Below are 16,084 nucleotides of genomic sequence, written 5' to 3' on the forward strand. Positions count from 1 at the left end.
CTTCAGAAAATCATTACTTAATAAATCTTCTTTCTTCATGACTGTATAAAAGTTTAAAATTAAACAAAAAAATATCGGGGGTTGCAACCCCCGATATTTTTATTTACACAGTTTATGAGATAGTGCTATTTTATAGCTTAGCTATAAGGTTTTAATTAATATTTAATTATTTTTTTCTTTTGTTAATTAAGAACATAAGCACCAGCTTCTAAGATAACTTTCATTTCCCAAACTTCATTGGCTCCAGAGTATACGTTGTAAGAAACAACAAACTTTTGCCCTTCTTCCATATTAGGGAAGTTATTTAATAAAATAGTATTTATTTTTTCTAATCTAACATCAACAGATTCTTCAGCTTTTCCTGATCTAACATCAAAATTACCATAATAACCATTGCCAACTAACTCATAATCCGCTTGAGTTAATGTATATTTAATAGTGTTATCAGGAACCCAAGTAGAACCATCATGACCAAACTTAACAGTTTCATTGATTATATTATCGTATAAAGACCAGTTTTCACCGTCAAATATGTAATAGCTTACATAGCTATAAGTAGCACTATCGTCAGTTTTACCATCTCCATCTAAATCATCAACATCAGTAGTGTATAGCTTATACATGATTGCTTCAATATCACCAGCTTTTTTTGTATCGTATTTAAATTTTTCTTTTAAGAAAATAGGAATTTTACTTTCTGCTTCATCTTGATTGGAGAAATTTGGGTAACTTTCTCCCATAGTATTATATTCATCAGCAGTAAAACCTTGGATAAATTCCCAAGCTCCATTTAAATAAAGAAAACCATTGTTTAGTGTGCTTACTCCTCCTGAATAATATTCATATGTTAAAGAGACTAATACTCTATCTGCTGGGTCTGGGTATTTCCAATCTAAAAACGTAACAATTTCGTCCATACTTGAAAAATTGCCATAGGTAAAACCTAAAGTATCATAATCTTCAGATGAAACAGTATAAACTATTAAGCTTTTCTCTGTTTTTTTAGGAGCATAAATTTTAAAAGTAACAGTTGCTAAAGAACCTTCTCCCCATGCAGGATATTTATCTTCAAGTAAACCCGGAATCATAGATTTTGCATCATCAACTGAGTTAAAATTACCATAGCTTAAATCTAATTCTTCATAATCATCATCAGATAAAGTAAACTCAATTTCACCACTTATTACCTCATTTTGAGCATCAATATCATCATAGATATCATCCATTGGATCACAAGATGTAAATGTTACACCTAGCACCATTAGTATATAAATTATTTTTTTCATTTTTAATTTAATTTTTTTGATTAAAATCTAATTTTAGCACTGATATTAAATGTTCTACCATATCCAAACCACACTAATGGATCAGCACCATCTATAGCGTCAGATATATATTCAGTATCAAATACATTATTCATTCTTGCTGTTAATGTTGTATCAAATCCACCTAGGTCAAAACCATATCTTATACTTGCATCAAATAAACCATAATCTGGAGCTTTCCAAGATTGAGGACCTTTGGAAGTTCTGTCATTAGGATCATAATCTGCATAATAGTCATCAAAATAGTTGTAATCAATAGTAAAATATGTTTTAGGCATTACTTCATACTCCACTCCTAAAGCAAGTGTAGTTTGTGCAGCATCACCAACTTTTAAACCTTCAATATATAAATCAATAGGATCTCCAACAGGGTTGTTAGATTCATCATAAATTTGCGCTCCTTTTACATCACTGTCCCACGTCCAATCTCCTAATGATAGCATACCATTAAATGTAAGTTTTGTAGTAGGTTTGTAAACTAATTCAAGTTCAACACCTTGGTGAAGTGCATTTACTCCAAGTAAGTTTACAAAATAATTTACCCCATCTTCTGTAAAGTTATCTGTAAATGTTCTATCATCCCATTGTGTTCTATATATGTTTAAATCAGCTTTTAGCTTCTCACTTTTATATCCATACCCTAATTCAACACTGAATATTTTTTGATTTTCAGCATCTTTATTAATATGTTCGTTGTCATAGTTTTGAAATACAGCATCAAAGCCTGCAGCTTTTTCAAAATACCCAATATTAGCAAAAACATTATGGTGCTCATCAATGTTAAAGTTAGCGCCACCTTTTACACTAAAACCGGTAAAGTCATAACTGTCAGTTTCGCGTAAAGGATCTCCTTTTAAATATTGGAAATAATCGATTCTTTTATAAGAAGTATTTGATACTGCTCCAGAAACAAAAGCTGTTAAATTATCAGTTGCATATTCTAATTGAGCAAAAGCACCTTGCCAATCTACTTCCCCATCATTATAATAATCACGTTTGTCTCCAACTTTTGCAGCTCTGTTAGGGTTGTTTACATCTGAATTTTCTAAAACATAAGAAGCTCCTAATAAATCAGTAATTTCAGAGAAGTGTTTTCCGGTATAAGTTCTTAGATCAATACCTGCAACAAGATCTAAATTATCATTTAGTTCTGTTTTAAATGTAGATAATAAACCGTACCACTCATGATCGTTTCTTGAAGCTCTTAAATATGATTCTGCTCCTAAACCTTGTTGACCTCTTTCTCTGTTAATTTCAACAATATTATCTAGATCTATCGGCTGGTCATAATCTCCATATCTAACTTTAAATAAATCGTAGTTACCGGCAGTTCCACCACCACCTCCTGTACCCCAAGAAGCATATAAAGCTGTTGATAAATCTGATTTATCACTTATAGTCCAATAGTGGTTTAAAGATGTTTGAGATTTATGATAGAAATTGTCTTCAACAGAAACAACATTTCCATTTTTAATACCCCAATCCGGGTTATATTTAATTTCACTTTCTGCATTTCTATATTTAGAAATAGTACTTCTATTTTGTCTTTGTCCGTGTCTTTGAGGTGCACCAAAAGAAGTAATTGATAATTTGTGATTGTCTCCTAATTGTTTAGAAATGTTCACAAAATAGTTGTAACCTTCAAACTCGGTTCCATCAACATAACCATCTCCTTTTACTTTAGCACCGGAAGCAGATACAGCAAAACCATTATCCATTAACCCAGTAGAAATTGTTACACCGTATTTTTGGTAATTATCGTTACCTACAGCTGTAAATACACTACCACCTCTTTCTACATCAGTAGTTTTAGATAAAATATTTACAGTACCTCCAATTGATGGAACGGCTACTTTTGAAGCACCTAAACCTCTTTGTACCTGCATAGCACTTGTTACATCAGCCAAACCAGCCCAGTTACTCCAATAAACTCTACCGTTTTCCATATCATTAACAGGAACCCCGTTAATCATAACCGCAACGTTCTCAGAATTAAAACCTCTAAGCGTTAATCTGCCATCACCAAAACCACCACCGGATTTAGTAGCATAAACACCAGGTGTAGATTTTAAGATTTCAGGAAATTCTTGTGTTCCTAATTTATTCTCAATAACATCAGCTTTAATTGTAGAAACTGCAACCGGTGTTTTTCTTTCAATTGCAAAAGATGTTTGTGTGATAACAATTTCATCTAATGATTCAGCTGAAGGGCTTAATGAAATAGTTCCAAAGTTTTTAGCTCCGCTAAAAGTTAATGATTTAGACTCATAACCAATAAATGAAACTAAAATAGTACCGCTTTGTACTGAAGATTCAAATGAAAAGTTTCCATCAAAATCAGAAGAAGCTCCTGAGCTAGTTCCTTTAACTACTACAGAAGCCCCTGGTAATGGTTGATTTGTTTCGTCAACAATTTTACCAGAAAGTTTGGTTTGTGCAAAAATGATAGATGTTGAAATTAACATAACTACCACTAGCCAATTTTTAAATTTTCTCATTGTTTAATTTTAATTTGAATTAAATGTTTGTGCAAAAATGGTGAATTTTACTATATTGATCTTTAATTAATTGTTAACTTTTAACAAATAATTAGGATTTTAAAAATAGCAAAAAAGACCTTTTAAACTGATAATTATACTTTTAATATATCAGTTTTTATTAACAGATGTTAATAAGATAATATAGTTGCTTTTATATTTAAGAAGAAATTATTTTTTTGTGTATATTTTATGAGCTAATTCTTTACCTAACTCAACACCAAACTGGTCAAAACTGAATATATTCCAAATAATACCTTGTACAAAAATTTTGTGTTCGTAATATGCTATTAAGCTGCCTAAAGTTTTAGGTGTTAATTTTTCAATTAAAACAGTTGTACTTGGTTTATTGCCTTCAAAAACTTTAAAAGGTAATAAAGTTTCAATTTCCTCCATTTTACCTTGAGTTTTTAAATCTAAATGAGCTTCTTCTTTGGTTTTCCCTTCAGCAAGTGCTTGTGTTTGGGCAAAAAAGTTAGCCATTAATTTTTCGTGGTGCTCTTTATTTCCATAGAGAGATTCTTTAAACCCAATAAAATCGGCAGGAATTAATTTTGTTCCTTGGTGTAATAACTGCATAAAAGCATGTTGTGAATTGGTTCCGGGACTTCCCCAAATTACATTACCTGTTTGATAAGTAACTCTATTTCCATTTCTGTCAACACTTTTCCCGTTACTTTCCATAATAGCTTGTTGTAGGTACGGAGCTAGTTTATTTAGGTATTGTGTGTAAGGAAGTATTACTTCGGTTTCGGCATTAAAAAAGTTGGTATACCAAATACCAATTAAACTAGCAATAACAGGGGCATTATTTTCAAAAGGTGTATTTTTAAAGTGTTCATCCATTTCAAAAGCGCCAATCAATAAGTCGTGAAAATTCTTAAAACCTACAGCCAAACTAATTGAAAGACCTACAGTACTCCATAAAGAAAAACGTCCTCCAACCCAATCCCACATTGGGAAAATATTATCACTATCAATTCCAAAGCCACCAACAGCTTTTAAATTTGTTGAAACAGCAACAAAATGTTTAGCAACATCATTTTCTGATGCTGATTCTAAAAACCATTTTTTTATGGTTGTAGCATTAGTAAGGGTTTCTTGAGTTGTAAATGTTTTTGATACTATTACAAATAAAGTGGTTTCAGGATTTAAATTTTTAATGATTTCTTGTACATGGTCGCCATCAATATTTGAAACAAAATGTGTGTTTAAATGATTTTTGTAATATTTTAAAGATTCCACAACCATATCCGGTCCTAAATCAGATCCTCCTATACCAATATTAACAATATCCGTAATAGATTTACCAGTATATCCTTTCCATTCGCCTGACGTAATTTTTTTTGTAAAAGACTCCATTTTTTTTAGAGTCTCTTTTACTTCTGGTATAACATTAACACCATCAACAAAAATTTCAGTAGTAGATTGATTTCTTAAAGCTGTGTGTAAAACTGCTCTTTTTTCTGTTTGATTAATTTTTTCTCCTGAAAAATAAGCGTTAATCGCGTTTTTTAAATCAACTTCATTTGCTAATTCTATTAAATATTTTAATGTTTCTTCTGTAATTCTATTTTTTGAATAGTCAAATTCAAAATCTTTGAAATTAATAGTGAATTTATTTTTACGTTCACTATCATTATTAAATAAATTTTTTAAGTGAGCATCTTTAATATCATTATAATGCGAAGCAAGTTCTTTCCAAGATTTTGTAGTTGTCGGATTTATATTTTTTAATGCCATTTTCTATGAGTTTAATTCTTCTACAGGAATAATAATTTCTTTCTTTCTTTTTTGATATTTTATGGAGTCTAATTTAATTTTTAAAGGCTCAATAAATTTCAAATAAGTTGGTTTTATTTCTTTTTTCATTGGTTCTGCTGTGGGCAAATTTTCTCTTAAGGGATCTACTTGTTTGCCGTTTTTCCAAAAGCGATAACAAACATGTGGACCAGAAGTGTTTCCGGTCATACCAATATAGCCAATAACATCTCCTTGTTTTACAACATCACCAACTTTTACCTTTCTTTTACTCATGTGTAAATATTGTGTGCTATAAGTTCCATTATGTCTAACTTTAACATAGTTTCCATTGCCTCCTTTGTATCTAGATTCTACAACTGTACCATTTGCAGTACTCATAATTTCTGTTCCTACAGGTGCTGCAAAATCGGTACCTTTATGTGGTCTTATTCTGTTGCCGTAAAAGGCGATTCTTCTTCTTAAATTATAACGAGATGAGATTCTGCTGAATTTGACCGGAGCTTTTAAAAACTGTCTTCTTAAATTATCTCCTTTATCATCAAAATAGTCGGGAATATTTAAAGTGGAATCGGCAAGGTATTTAAAAGCGTAAAAAGGTTTTCCACCATGTTCAAAATAAGCTGCTTTTATTTCTCCAATACCTACAGGAATAGTATCGTTAATATACAGTTGCTCATAAATTAGTTTGAATTTATCATTTTTTTGAAGTCTGAAGAAGTCAATAGTCCAAGCATAAATATCGGACATTTCATATGCTAAATATAAACTTAAACCTTGTTCGTCCATAGCTTCAGAAAGATTATTGGTTATAACCCCGGAAGCTGTTTTTATAACTGTTTTTACAGGTATTCTACCGTTGTATGCTGAAATAATTGAATCTTTAAAATCAATTACTGTATAATTTACTTTTGATGATTTGTAAATAAAAACTTGAGCTTTTTCGGTCGAATCTTTTTTTGCTAAAATAGTATATGGTACCCCGCTTTTAATTTTTCTAACATTAAAAGTATCTCTTATTTTGTTTACAATTTCTAATACTGTAGGATAATCAATATGATTTCTGTCTAAAATTTCACTAAAGTTTTCTCCAGGCTTAATTGTATCATGAATTACCTTGAAGTTGTTAAGGTTATAACCATACTCATATTTTATTTCCGGCTCAATGGTTGAAGCAATATTAGTATCGGTCTTATCATTTTTACAAGAGAAAATTAAAATAAGGGTTAGTAATGTAATTATATTTTTCAAAAGGTTTTTATTTACGAATTAATAAGGGTTTTCATCAAAACGCAAAAATACAATTTAATTGTTAAAAGCCATGTTAAATTAATTATCAAAAATGATATTAAATGGGTGCGATAAACCCTTAAAGGCATCAATATCTGCTCTAAGTGAACCAACTGCAAGTGAAGCTTTTATTTTAAGGGGTATTTTATTTTTATCATCACTAATCCAAACAGTAACACTTTCTTCTTCTTTAAAAACTCTGCCGGCTTGTACCATTGGTCTTAATTTTAAAGCGTTCACCTTTCCAAATTTTGTATTAATGACCTCCTTGCCCAAAAAACGAAGTCTAAAATTATAAACTTCTTGATCAAAAAACATGTTTAGTTTAATTTCATCACCTTCTTTTAAACTATTTAAGTTTCGATTTCTTAAAAAATATAATGATGAGAGCATGTCTTGTATATCACTATGGATTGGGTATTTTTCTATAGTATTGTGTTTATTGTTTTTTACGGTTGCTTCATTTTTATCATAATCAAACCAAATCTCTTTATCTTTAGTATGGCCTCCTTCGTCAATTTTTCTTATAAAACGATAAGGTTTTAAAGATTCTTTATATATAAAAGACTGGTAATCATCTTTAACGTTAAAAAATAAACTTACAACACCGGTAGATTTACCTTTGCCAATAATATGAAATGCTTCTTTACCTTTGTTGGTAGTTTCTCTTACTTCAAAAGTAGCGAAGCCTGCATTTAGAAAGTTGCTGTAACTCATTCTAAATCTAATCCATTCGCCTTTTTTAAAAGCAAAGTCTTTATTTGAAGTAGCAGGAATATTACTTGCTGTTTGAGCGTGTAAACTCATTGATGCAATAAGTAAAAATACGAGTGTAATTTTTTTCATTTATAAATTGAATAAATTGTTATAGCTCACAAAAAATACAATTATTATTCCAAATAATAAAAAAAGCTTAATTTTTTTAAGTTAAGCTTTTTTTAATTTTTTTTAAAAGGTAATTCCGTTTACTTCAATTACGCGCTTTATTTGAGGCGCGTATTTTTTTATGGTGGCTTCAACACCATTTTTCAGGGTCATTTGATTTACTGCACAACCTAAACAAGCACCTTCTAATTGTATGCTAACAATATTGTCGGTTATTTCAACTAATGAAATATTTCCACCATCAGCTTCTAAATAAGGTCTTATTTCTTGTAAAGCAGCTTCTACATTAATTTTTAGTTCTTCATCATTCATAGTACTATTATTTAGTGCTACATCCACTCATAGTTGTAATTCTTACAACTTCTGTTGGAGGTAAATCGTTGTTTCGTTTTACTAATTGAGACAGTGTGTTTTTAGTAATTTCAGCAAAAGCATTTTCTAAAGGAGTGTTATCTTGCAAAGCAACAGGATGACCAACATCGCCGGCCTCTCTTATACTTTGTACTAAAGGCACTTCTCCTAAAAAGGCAGTATTTAGATCTGCAGCTAAATTTTTTGCACCATCTTTACCAAAGATATAATATTTATTGTCAGGAAGTTCAGCAGGAGTAAAATAACTCATGTTTTCTACAATACCTAATACAGGAACGTTTATATTTTCTTGTTGGAACATAGCAACTCCTTTTTTAGCATCGGCTAAAGCAATGTTTTGAGGCGTACTTACAATTACAGCTCCTGTAACTGGAATTGATTGCACTATTGATAAATGAATATCTCCGGTTCCGGGAGGTAAATCAATTAATAAAAAATCCAGTTCACCCCAATGTGCATCAAAAATCATTTGGTTTAGTGCTTTGGAAGCCATAGCTCCTCTCCAAATTACAGCTTGGTTTGCATCTGTAAAAAAGCCAAGAGATAATATTTTTACACCATAACTTTCAATAGGTTGCATTTTTGAACGGCCATCAACATTTATTGATAAAGGTCTTGCGTTGGCAACATCAAACATTAAATGTGTTGAAGGACCATAAACGTCGGCATCTAAAATACCCACTTTAAATCCCATTTTTTGTAATGAAATAGCCATATTTGAAGTAATAGTAGATTTCCCAACACCACCTTTTCCGGAAGCCACAGCAATAATATTTTGAATTCCCGGAACTTTTGGTTTTTCGGGTTTAAAAGGTTCGTTTTTGGCTTCTGAAGTTACATTCACTTTTACATCGGCTTTTTGATCTACATGCAGGTGAATGGCTTTCATAATTTCAACCTCTACCTTCTTTTTTGCTTGTAAAGACGGGTTGTTTATAGTTACATCAACAATTATTTCTTTATCAAAAGTTACTATATTTTTTATAGCGTTACTTTCAACTAAACTTTTTCCTTCGCCAGGTGCAGTAATAGTTTCAAGAGCCTTGGTTATATCTTTTTTTGTATATGACATGTTGTTTATATAAAATCATTCTAAACAACAAATATACAGAGTTATACTGAATATAAAAAGGGAAGATTTAAAAAGAAATGTTGGACTTGTTACAAATTAAAAAGAAGCTTGTTATGTTTGTAATTCTTTAAAAGGATCCCAGAAAAAGACATCAAAATTTTGTATTTGGTTGTCTTTTACTTGAATTCCTTCATTTTCTAAAAGCTGTTGCATAAGATTGGTTCCTTCAAAATGATGTTTTCCGGTAAGTAACCCTTTTCTGTTAACTACCCTGTGTGCAGGAATGTCGTCTCTTCCATGAGAAGCATTCATTGCCCAACCAACCATTCGAGCAGATTTTGCTGCTCCCAAATATTTAGCAATAGCTCCGTAGCTGGTAACTCTTCCGTAAGGTATCAGTTTTGCTACATCATATACTTTTTCAAAAAAGTTAGCTGACTTTTTCATTCGTTAAAAATAATAAATTAATAACGAATTCTAAATTTAATATAAGTGATAGGTTTTCCTTTTTCCAAATATTGGCTTTCGTAAAATGTTTGTGTAGATGTTACTTCTTTTGGGGCGTGATAATTTTTGTAAATATCGTGATGAGCATATAAAATTTCGTGCCCTTCACCGTGTAGTAAACCTAGTGTATAGCCATGCATAAATTCACTATCGGTTTTGAGATTTACTATTCCTTCAGGATTTAAAATATGGTGGTATTTTTTTAAAAACTCGGTATTTGTTAGTCTGTGTTTTGTACGTGTATATTTTATTTGAGGATCAGGAAAAGTTATCCATATTTCTGAAACTTCATTTTCACCAAAAAGCAAATCTACTAATTCAATTTGTGTTCTTAAAAAAGCTACATTGTTTAAATTTTCTTCTAAAGCAGTTTTAGCTCCTCTCCAAAATCGGGCACCTTTAATATCGATACCTATATAATTAATGTTTGGGTTTTTTCTTGCTAAATCTATGGAGTATTCCCCTTTTCCACAACCTAATTCTAAAACTATAGGGTTACTATTATTAAAATATGTGTTCCAAACACCTTTTAATGGGAAGCCATCAAGTACTTCTTGTCTTGTTGGTTGAATTACATTAGTGAAAGTTTCGTTTTCACGAAATCTTTTAAGTTTGTTTTTACTCCCCACGGGTTTTATTTAAAAAGAAAAGAATTATGTAGGTTTATTATCTATTAAACTATTGATTTCCTGCTTTTTTGTATTTGTTTAGCTCTCTTAGCCAATAGATAAAGAATCCAAATGAAATGATTATGAATAACCAATTAACTGTATTTTGAAGCCACCAGTTATCCATAGATCTAATTGCATTGTGTGGAGCAAATAAAATATTAGTACAAAAATCACCAATAGCTTTAAAAATATTGTTTGCAATCATAACTTAATTATATTTACAGGCAAAAGTATAAAATATAGTAATGATAGCAAATTTTTTTAAAAAAACTAAGCCTGAAAACGTTTTTAACATAGTATTGCTGTTGTTTGTTTACTATTTAATTTCTCTATTTTTATCAAATACAGAAGGATTTACGGTACTAATTTGGGTAAAAAAAATTAGTTTCTTTTTGTGGCTTATCTTCTTTTTATTAAGTGTAAATTTTATAGTTAAAAAAAATAATTTGACACAAGATAATTTATATGCATTACTTATAATAGTATTGTTATTGGGTACATTTTCTGAAGCAATGTTTTTTAATAGAATTATTTTTACAAACATTGCATTACTATTGGGTTTTAGGAAAATTTATAGTTTAAGAACGCATTCTAATACAAAAAAGAAATTATTTGATGCAGGATTTTGGGTAGGAATAGCTGCTTTGATTTATTCTTGGAGTTTGTTTTACCTGATTTTAATTTATATAGGGATTATAGCTTATAGAAAGTTAAATATAAAAAACCTATTTATACCGTTAATAGGTTTTATAATGCCGGTAATTATATATTTCACTTATCATTTTTATTTTGATAGTTTATCGGTTTTTTACGACAGATTTATTTTTGATTACAGCTTAGATTTTGTTTCGTATAATAAGTTTAAAATACTAGTTCCTGCAACTTTTTTATTAGCAACTATAACATGGTCTATATTTAGTGTTACTCCCAAAATAGTTATGGTAAGTAATAAACTAAAATTCTCTTGGATTGTTTTACTACATCACGTATCAATATCTTTGTTAGTAGTTATTTTGTCGCCAATTAAAAATGGATCGGAAATGTTATTTTTAATATTTCCGGCAGCAATTATAATTGCTAACTTTATTCAAAAAAGTGGATCAGTAATATTTAAAAACGTTGTTTTGTATGTGTTTTTTGCAATATCTGTTGTAGTGTACTTTTTATAGTTTTGACCCGTAAGCCAAATCTCCTGCATCACCTAATCCCGGGACAATGTATCCTTTGTTATTTAAATGATTGTCAACAGTGGCAATCCATAATTTGGTATTTTCGGGGAAATATTTTTGAATAAATTCTACACCTTCTGTAGAACCAATAATACAAGCTAAATGTATTTCTTTTGGAGTTCCATTCTTTTTTAAACCTTCATAAACATTGATAATTGATTGTCCGGTTGCTAACATTGGATCTGCTAAAATCAATATTTTATTATCTAAATCAGGAGAGGCAAAATATTCAACTTTTATATCAAATTCAGTTTCATTAATATGTTTTCTATAGGCAGAAATGAATGCGTTTTCAGCATCATCAAAATAATTTAAAAGACCGTTGTGTAAAGGTAATCCGGCTCTTAAAATAGAACATAAAACGATATCTTTTTTGGGTAATCCAATAATTTTGGTTCCTAAAGGAGTGGAAACACTGTTTTTTTTGTATTCTAAAGTTTGACTTATCTCATATGCTAAAATTTCACCAATTCTTTCAATGTTTCTTCTAAACCGCATGCTATCTGTTTGAATTTTAACATCTCTTATTTCTGATATGAATTTATTTAAAATTGAATTTTTGGAATCTAAAATATTGATAGTCATAATAAATTATTTTCAGCAAAAATAACACAATATTATTATAAAATTAGCAAGTAATTATTGTTAATTTTTGTATATTAGGCTTGATTTAAAAAACAATTAATTAATTTAAAAAAAGAAAAAGACATGGGATTATTTTCGTTTATTAAAAACGCAGGTGCAAAAATTTTTGGAAAAGGTAAAACGACTGCTGAAGAAGCTGCAGAAGCATCTGCTGAAAAAGCCGGTAAACTTGTAAATGCAGTAGAAACTTTAGGTTTTGAGGTGTTGGATTTAAATATAGAAGTTAATGGTGACACCGCAACTGTTTGGGGTGAAGCAGCTTCACAAGAAGTTCGTGAAAAAGTTGTATTGGTTATTGGTAATACTGAAGGTATTGCTTCTGTAGATGATAGAATGACTGTTGCTGTTGAAGAGCCTGAAGCTCAGTTTCATACTGTAGAAAAAGGTGATTATTTGAGTAAAATAGCAAAAAAATATTATGGTGATGCTATGAAATATACTATTATTTTTGAAGCAAATAAACCAATGTTAACTGACCCTGATAAAATTTATCCTGGTCAAGTTCTTAGAATTCCTGTATTGGAAGACTAAGGATTCAAAAATCATAAAAAAGGCTTGCAATTTGCAAGCCTTTTTTAATTCAATTTTGTTAAAATTGTTTCAACTATTGTTTCGGGTAAAATACTTCTCATGGCATTTTGATAACCTTCACAAACTTTATTGCCGTAAATAGAACAAGGAATATTAGGATATTTTTCCAAATCGGGTAAAATAGCGTTTTTAAAAGGCTGATTAAAAGGTGCAAATCCGGTAAATGGATGTGTAATTCCCCAAATTGTAATTGTTTCAATACCATACATTGCTGCAAAATGCGCATTGCCGGAATCCATACTAATCATACAATCTAAATTAGAAATTAATGTAAGCTCTTGTTCTAATTTTATTTTCCCTGCTACATTTATGGTATTTGCATACTTGTTTGCTAAATTATTTAAAATTTCAATTTCTTTTTTTCCACCGCCAAATAATAGAATTTTAATGTTTTCTTTTTTAGAAATTTTTAAAATCACTTGCTCCATTAAATCCATTGGATACATTTTAGAACTATATTGTGCAAACGGAGCAATACCTACCCATTTTTCGTTTTTGATATCGGTAATTGCTACAATTTCATCTGATAAAGTTTGTTTTGGAACAAATTCCGGATTAGAAAGATCTAGCTTAAATCCTAATTCTCTAAACACATCAGCGTAGCGTTCGTGTGTAGTTTTCAGTTGTTTGAAAATTTTACCTTCAGTGCGCGTTAATGCTTTTTTTTCTTTTCTTCCTTTATCAATAAAAGCTACTTTAGTAAACTTTAATCGAAATAAAGTGCGAAGTATTTTTGAACGTAATACATTGTGTAAATCGACTACCTCTGTAATATTTAGTTGTTTTAATTCTTTAAAAAGTTTTAAAATTCCTAAAAAACCTTTGTTTTTTCCTTTTACATCGGCAGCATAAAAATTTACATTTTCAATATTGGTAAATAAAGGTTTTAAAAAAGGTTTTGATAAGACAGTAATTTTAATTTCAGGATGTTGTTTGGTAAATGCTCTTAAAACGGGTACAGTCATTGCAACGTCACCCATAGCAGAAAGCCTGATTACTAATAAATGCTTGTTTTGCTTCAAAATAAAACGTATTGAATAATTCTTTAGGCAAAAGTACACAATAGTTTTTGTACAAAAAACAATAGCAGTTTGGTGTATTTTATATTAAAAACACGCACTATTTAGAAATTACGTAAATTTGCGTAAATTTTGAAATTAGATGATACAATCAATGACCGGATACGGTAAAACCGTACTACAACTTCCTACTAAAAAAATAACGATAGAATTAAAATCGTTAAACAGCAAAAATTTAGATTTAAATATTCGAATTCCGTCTTATTACAGAGAAAAGGAATTGGATATTAGAAAACAATTAGCAAATGAATTGGTGAGAGGGAAAATAGATTTTTCAATTTATATTGAAGATAACGGTTGCGAAGTTTCATCTAAAGTAAATGAAAATGTGGTAAAAGAATATATGAGCCAATTAAAAAACATTGTTGATACTGATGAAATGGAGTTGTTAAAAATGGCTATTCGTTTACCGGATTCATTAAAAACTGAAAGAGAAGAATTAGATGAAGAAGAGTGGAAAGAAATTCAGCTTGGAATTGAAGAAACTGTAGAAAAAATAAATGTTTATAGGTTTGACGAAGGGAAATCGTTACATACCGATTTTGTTTTGCGCATTGCCAATATTGAAGAGCTTTTAGAAAAAGTGATTGAAATAGATCCAAAACGTATTGAGCAAGTAAAAGATAAATTAAAAAAATCTATTGCAGAGTTGGAAGCTAAGATTGATGAAAACAGATTTGAGCAAGAATTAATCTATTATATTGAAAAGTTAGATATTACCGAAGAAAAAGTACGTTTAAAAAATCATTTGGAGTATTTTATAAAAGAATTAGATGAAGAAATTTCAAATGGAAAAAAATTAGGGTTTATTACTCAGGAAATAGGACGAGAAATAAATACCATTGGTTCAAAATCTAATTATGCAGATATGCAAAAGTTGGTAGTTCAAATGAAAGATGAGCTCGAAAAAATAAAAGAACAAAATTTAAACGTATTATAAAATTAGTTAACTGTGAAAAAAGAGGGAAAACTTATTGTTTTTTCGGCACCTTCAGGTTCGGGTAAAACTACAATTGTACATCATTTGCTCAATCAGCCCAAATTAAATTTAGATTTTTCAATCTCGGCAACATCGCGTAATAAAAGAGGAACTGAAGAACACGGAAAAGATTATTATTTTATTTCAGCTGAAAAATTTAAAAAACATATTGAAAAAGATGACTTTATTGAGTGGGAAGAAGTTTATACTGATAACTATTACGGAACTTTAAAAGAGGAAGTAAATCGTATTTGGAAGAATGGTAAACATGTAATTTTTGATATAGATGTAGTTGGCGGGTTAAATATAAAGAAGAAATTTCCAGAACAAACTTTAGCAATTTTTGTGCAACCTCCTTCAATAGAAGAAATGGAACGAAGACTCAGAAACAGAAAAACTGATAGTGAAGAAAAAATAAAAGAGCGGGTTGAAAAAGCTGAAAAAGAATTAAAATATTCCGAAGAATTTGATATTATTTTAATGAATGATAATTTGGAACAAACAAAACAAGAAGCATACAAATTGGTTGAAAACTTTTTAAGTAAATGAAAGTAGGACTTTTTTTTGGAACTTTTAATCCGATTCATATCGGACATATGATTATTGCTAATTATATGGTTGAATTTTCAGATTTGGACGAGGTTTGGTTTGTGATAACACCTATGAGTCCGTTCAAACAAAAAAAATCTATGTTAAGTAATCATCACAGGTTGGCAATTGCAAATATAGCTGTTGAAGATTATCCAAAATTAAAAACTTCAAACATTGAATTTAATTTACCGCAACCAAATTACACCATAAATACACTTATTCATATTGAAGAAAAGTTCCCAAATAATCAATTTTGTTTAATAATGGGAGAAGATAATTTAAAGGGATTTCAGAAATGGAAAAATTACGAAACTATTCTTGCAAATTATGAGTTGTATGTTTATCCAAGAATTTCTGACGGAATAACTGAAAATCAGTTTAAAAATCATCCAAAAATTCATTATACAAAAGCTCCTGTTATTCAAATTTCATCTACATTTATTAGAAAGGCTATCAAACAAAAAAAAGATATAAGTACTATGTTGCCAACAAATGTTTGGAGCTATATTGATGAGATGAACTTTTATAAATCTTAAATTTTAGCGAAGTT

General features: G+C 29.8%; 17 protein-coding genes. 5 read left to right on the plus strand and 12 right to left on the minus strand.

Annotated elements, in window-relative coordinates; all coding sequences use genetic code 11:
- Window positions 1–182 precede the first annotated feature (182 nt).
- From HGB55_RS05400 to HGB55_RS05445, 10 genes are all read right to left on the minus strand, one after another.
- The gene (locus HGB55_RS05400; protein WP_168815412.1) at window positions 183–1,286 is read right to left on the minus strand and encodes a hypothetical protein; all 1,104 of its coding nucleotides are present in this window, start codon (window positions 1,284–1,286) and stop codon (window positions 183–185) included.
- A 20-nt stretch (window positions 1,287–1,306) separates the two neighbouring features.
- On the minus strand, window positions 1,307–3,823 hold the full coding sequence (locus HGB55_RS05405) for a carboxypeptidase-like regulatory domain-containing protein (protein WP_168815414.1): 2,517 nt from the start codon (window positions 3,821–3,823) through the stop codon (window positions 1,307–1,309).
- A 210-nt stretch (window positions 3,824–4,033) separates the two neighbouring features.
- The gene (gene pgi / locus HGB55_RS05410) at window positions 4,034–5,605 is read right to left on the minus strand and encodes a glucose-6-phosphate isomerase (RefSeq protein ID WP_168815416.1); all 1,572 of its coding nucleotides are present in this window, start codon (window positions 5,603–5,605) and stop codon (window positions 4,034–4,036) included.
- A 3-nt stretch (window positions 5,606–5,608) separates the two neighbouring features.
- Window positions 5,609–6,874: a peptidoglycan DD-metalloendopeptidase family protein gene (locus HGB55_RS05415; protein ID WP_168815418.1), complete on the minus strand. Its 1,266-nt coding sequence runs from the start codon at window positions 6,872–6,874 to the stop codon at window positions 5,609–5,611.
- Between the two features lie 78 nt (window positions 6,875–6,952).
- Window positions 6,953–7,759, minus strand: coding sequence for a DUF3108 domain-containing protein (locus tag HGB55_RS05420; RefSeq protein ID WP_168815420.1), 807 nt, complete (start codon window positions 7,757–7,759; stop codon window positions 6,953–6,955).
- Window positions 7,760–7,861: 102 nt separating this feature from the next.
- The gene (locus tag HGB55_RS05425) at window positions 7,862–8,110 is read right to left on the minus strand and encodes a NifU family protein (protein ID WP_168815422.1); all 249 of its coding nucleotides are present in this window, start codon (window positions 8,108–8,110) and stop codon (window positions 7,862–7,864) included.
- A 7-nt stretch (window positions 8,111–8,117) separates the two neighbouring features.
- Window positions 8,118–9,242 (minus strand): Mrp/NBP35 family ATP-binding protein, encoded by a 1,125-nt coding sequence (locus HGB55_RS05430; RefSeq protein WP_168815424.1) that lies wholly within the window; start codon window positions 9,240–9,242, stop codon window positions 8,118–8,120.
- 111 nt (window positions 9,243–9,353) lie between these two features.
- Window positions 9,354–9,689, minus strand: a complete 336-nt coding sequence (locus HGB55_RS05435; RefSeq protein ID WP_168815426.1) for an MGMT family protein — start codon at window positions 9,687–9,689, stop codon at window positions 9,354–9,356.
- 17 nt (window positions 9,690–9,706) lie between these two features.
- A complete protein-coding gene (trmB, locus tag HGB55_RS05440) occupies window positions 9,707–10,378 on the minus strand; it encodes a tRNA (guanosine(46)-N7)-methyltransferase TrmB (protein WP_168815428.1) in 672 nt (223 codons plus the stop codon).
- A 49-nt stretch (window positions 10,379–10,427) separates the two neighbouring features.
- A complete protein-coding gene (locus tag HGB55_RS05445; protein WP_168815430.1) occupies window positions 10,428–10,625 on the minus strand; it encodes a hypothetical protein in 198 nt (65 codons plus the stop codon).
- A 40-nt stretch (window positions 10,626–10,665) separates the two neighbouring features.
- Between HGB55_RS05445 and HGB55_RS05450 the strand changes: the two genes are divergently transcribed.
- Window positions 10,666–11,589, plus strand: coding sequence for a DUF6427 family protein (locus HGB55_RS05450; RefSeq protein ID WP_247649184.1), 924 nt, complete (start codon window positions 10,666–10,668; stop codon window positions 11,587–11,589).
- Here the strand turns inward: HGB55_RS05450 and upp are convergent.
- Entirely contained in the window at window positions 11,584–12,234 is a 651-nt protein-coding gene (gene upp, locus HGB55_RS05455; RefSeq protein ID WP_168815434.1) for a uracil phosphoribosyltransferase, read from the minus strand. The two genes, HGB55_RS05450 and upp, sit on opposite strands and share 6 nt — an antisense overlap.
- A 123-nt stretch (window positions 12,235–12,357) precedes the next feature.
- Between upp and lysM the strand changes: the two genes are divergently transcribed.
- Window positions 12,358–12,825, plus strand: coding sequence for a peptidoglycan-binding protein LysM (gene lysM / locus HGB55_RS05460; RefSeq protein ID WP_168815436.1), 468 nt, complete (start codon window positions 12,358–12,360; stop codon window positions 12,823–12,825).
- A 44-nt stretch (window positions 12,826–12,869) separates the two neighbouring features.
- Here lysM and HGB55_RS05465 read toward each other — a convergent pair whose 3' ends face one another.
- Window positions 12,870–13,907, minus strand: coding sequence for a glycosyltransferase family 9 protein (locus HGB55_RS05465; RefSeq protein WP_247649185.1), 1,038 nt, complete (start codon window positions 13,905–13,907; stop codon window positions 12,870–12,872).
- Window positions 13,908–14,046: 139 nt separating this feature from the next.
- On the opposite strand from HGB55_RS05465, the gene HGB55_RS05470 reads away from it, so the two are divergent.
- From HGB55_RS05470 to nadD, 3 genes are read left to right on the plus strand one after another with little or no spacing between them, the layout of a single operon-like run.
- The gene (locus HGB55_RS05470) at window positions 14,047–14,904 is read left to right on the plus strand and encodes a YicC/YloC family endoribonuclease (RefSeq protein ID WP_168815437.1); all 858 of its coding nucleotides are present in this window, start codon (window positions 14,047–14,049) and stop codon (window positions 14,902–14,904) included.
- 12 nt (window positions 14,905–14,916) lie between these two features.
- Complete coding sequence (gene gmk / locus HGB55_RS05475) at window positions 14,917–15,492, plus strand: guanylate kinase (RefSeq protein WP_168815439.1); 576 nt, start codon at window positions 14,917–14,919, stop codon at window positions 15,490–15,492.
- Window positions 15,489–16,070, plus strand: a complete 582-nt coding sequence (gene nadD, locus HGB55_RS05480) for a nicotinate (nicotinamide) nucleotide adenylyltransferase (RefSeq protein ID WP_168815441.1) — start codon at window positions 15,489–15,491, stop codon at window positions 16,068–16,070. The genes gmk and nadD overlap by 4 nt, the downstream gene beginning before the upstream one ends.
- Window positions 16,071–16,084: the final 14 nt, after the last annotated feature.

The sequence above is a fragment of the Lutibacter sp. B1 genome (genome assembly GCF_012524075.1).
Lineage (GTDB): Bacteria > Bacteroidota > Bacteroidia > Flavobacteriales > Flavobacteriaceae > Lutibacter.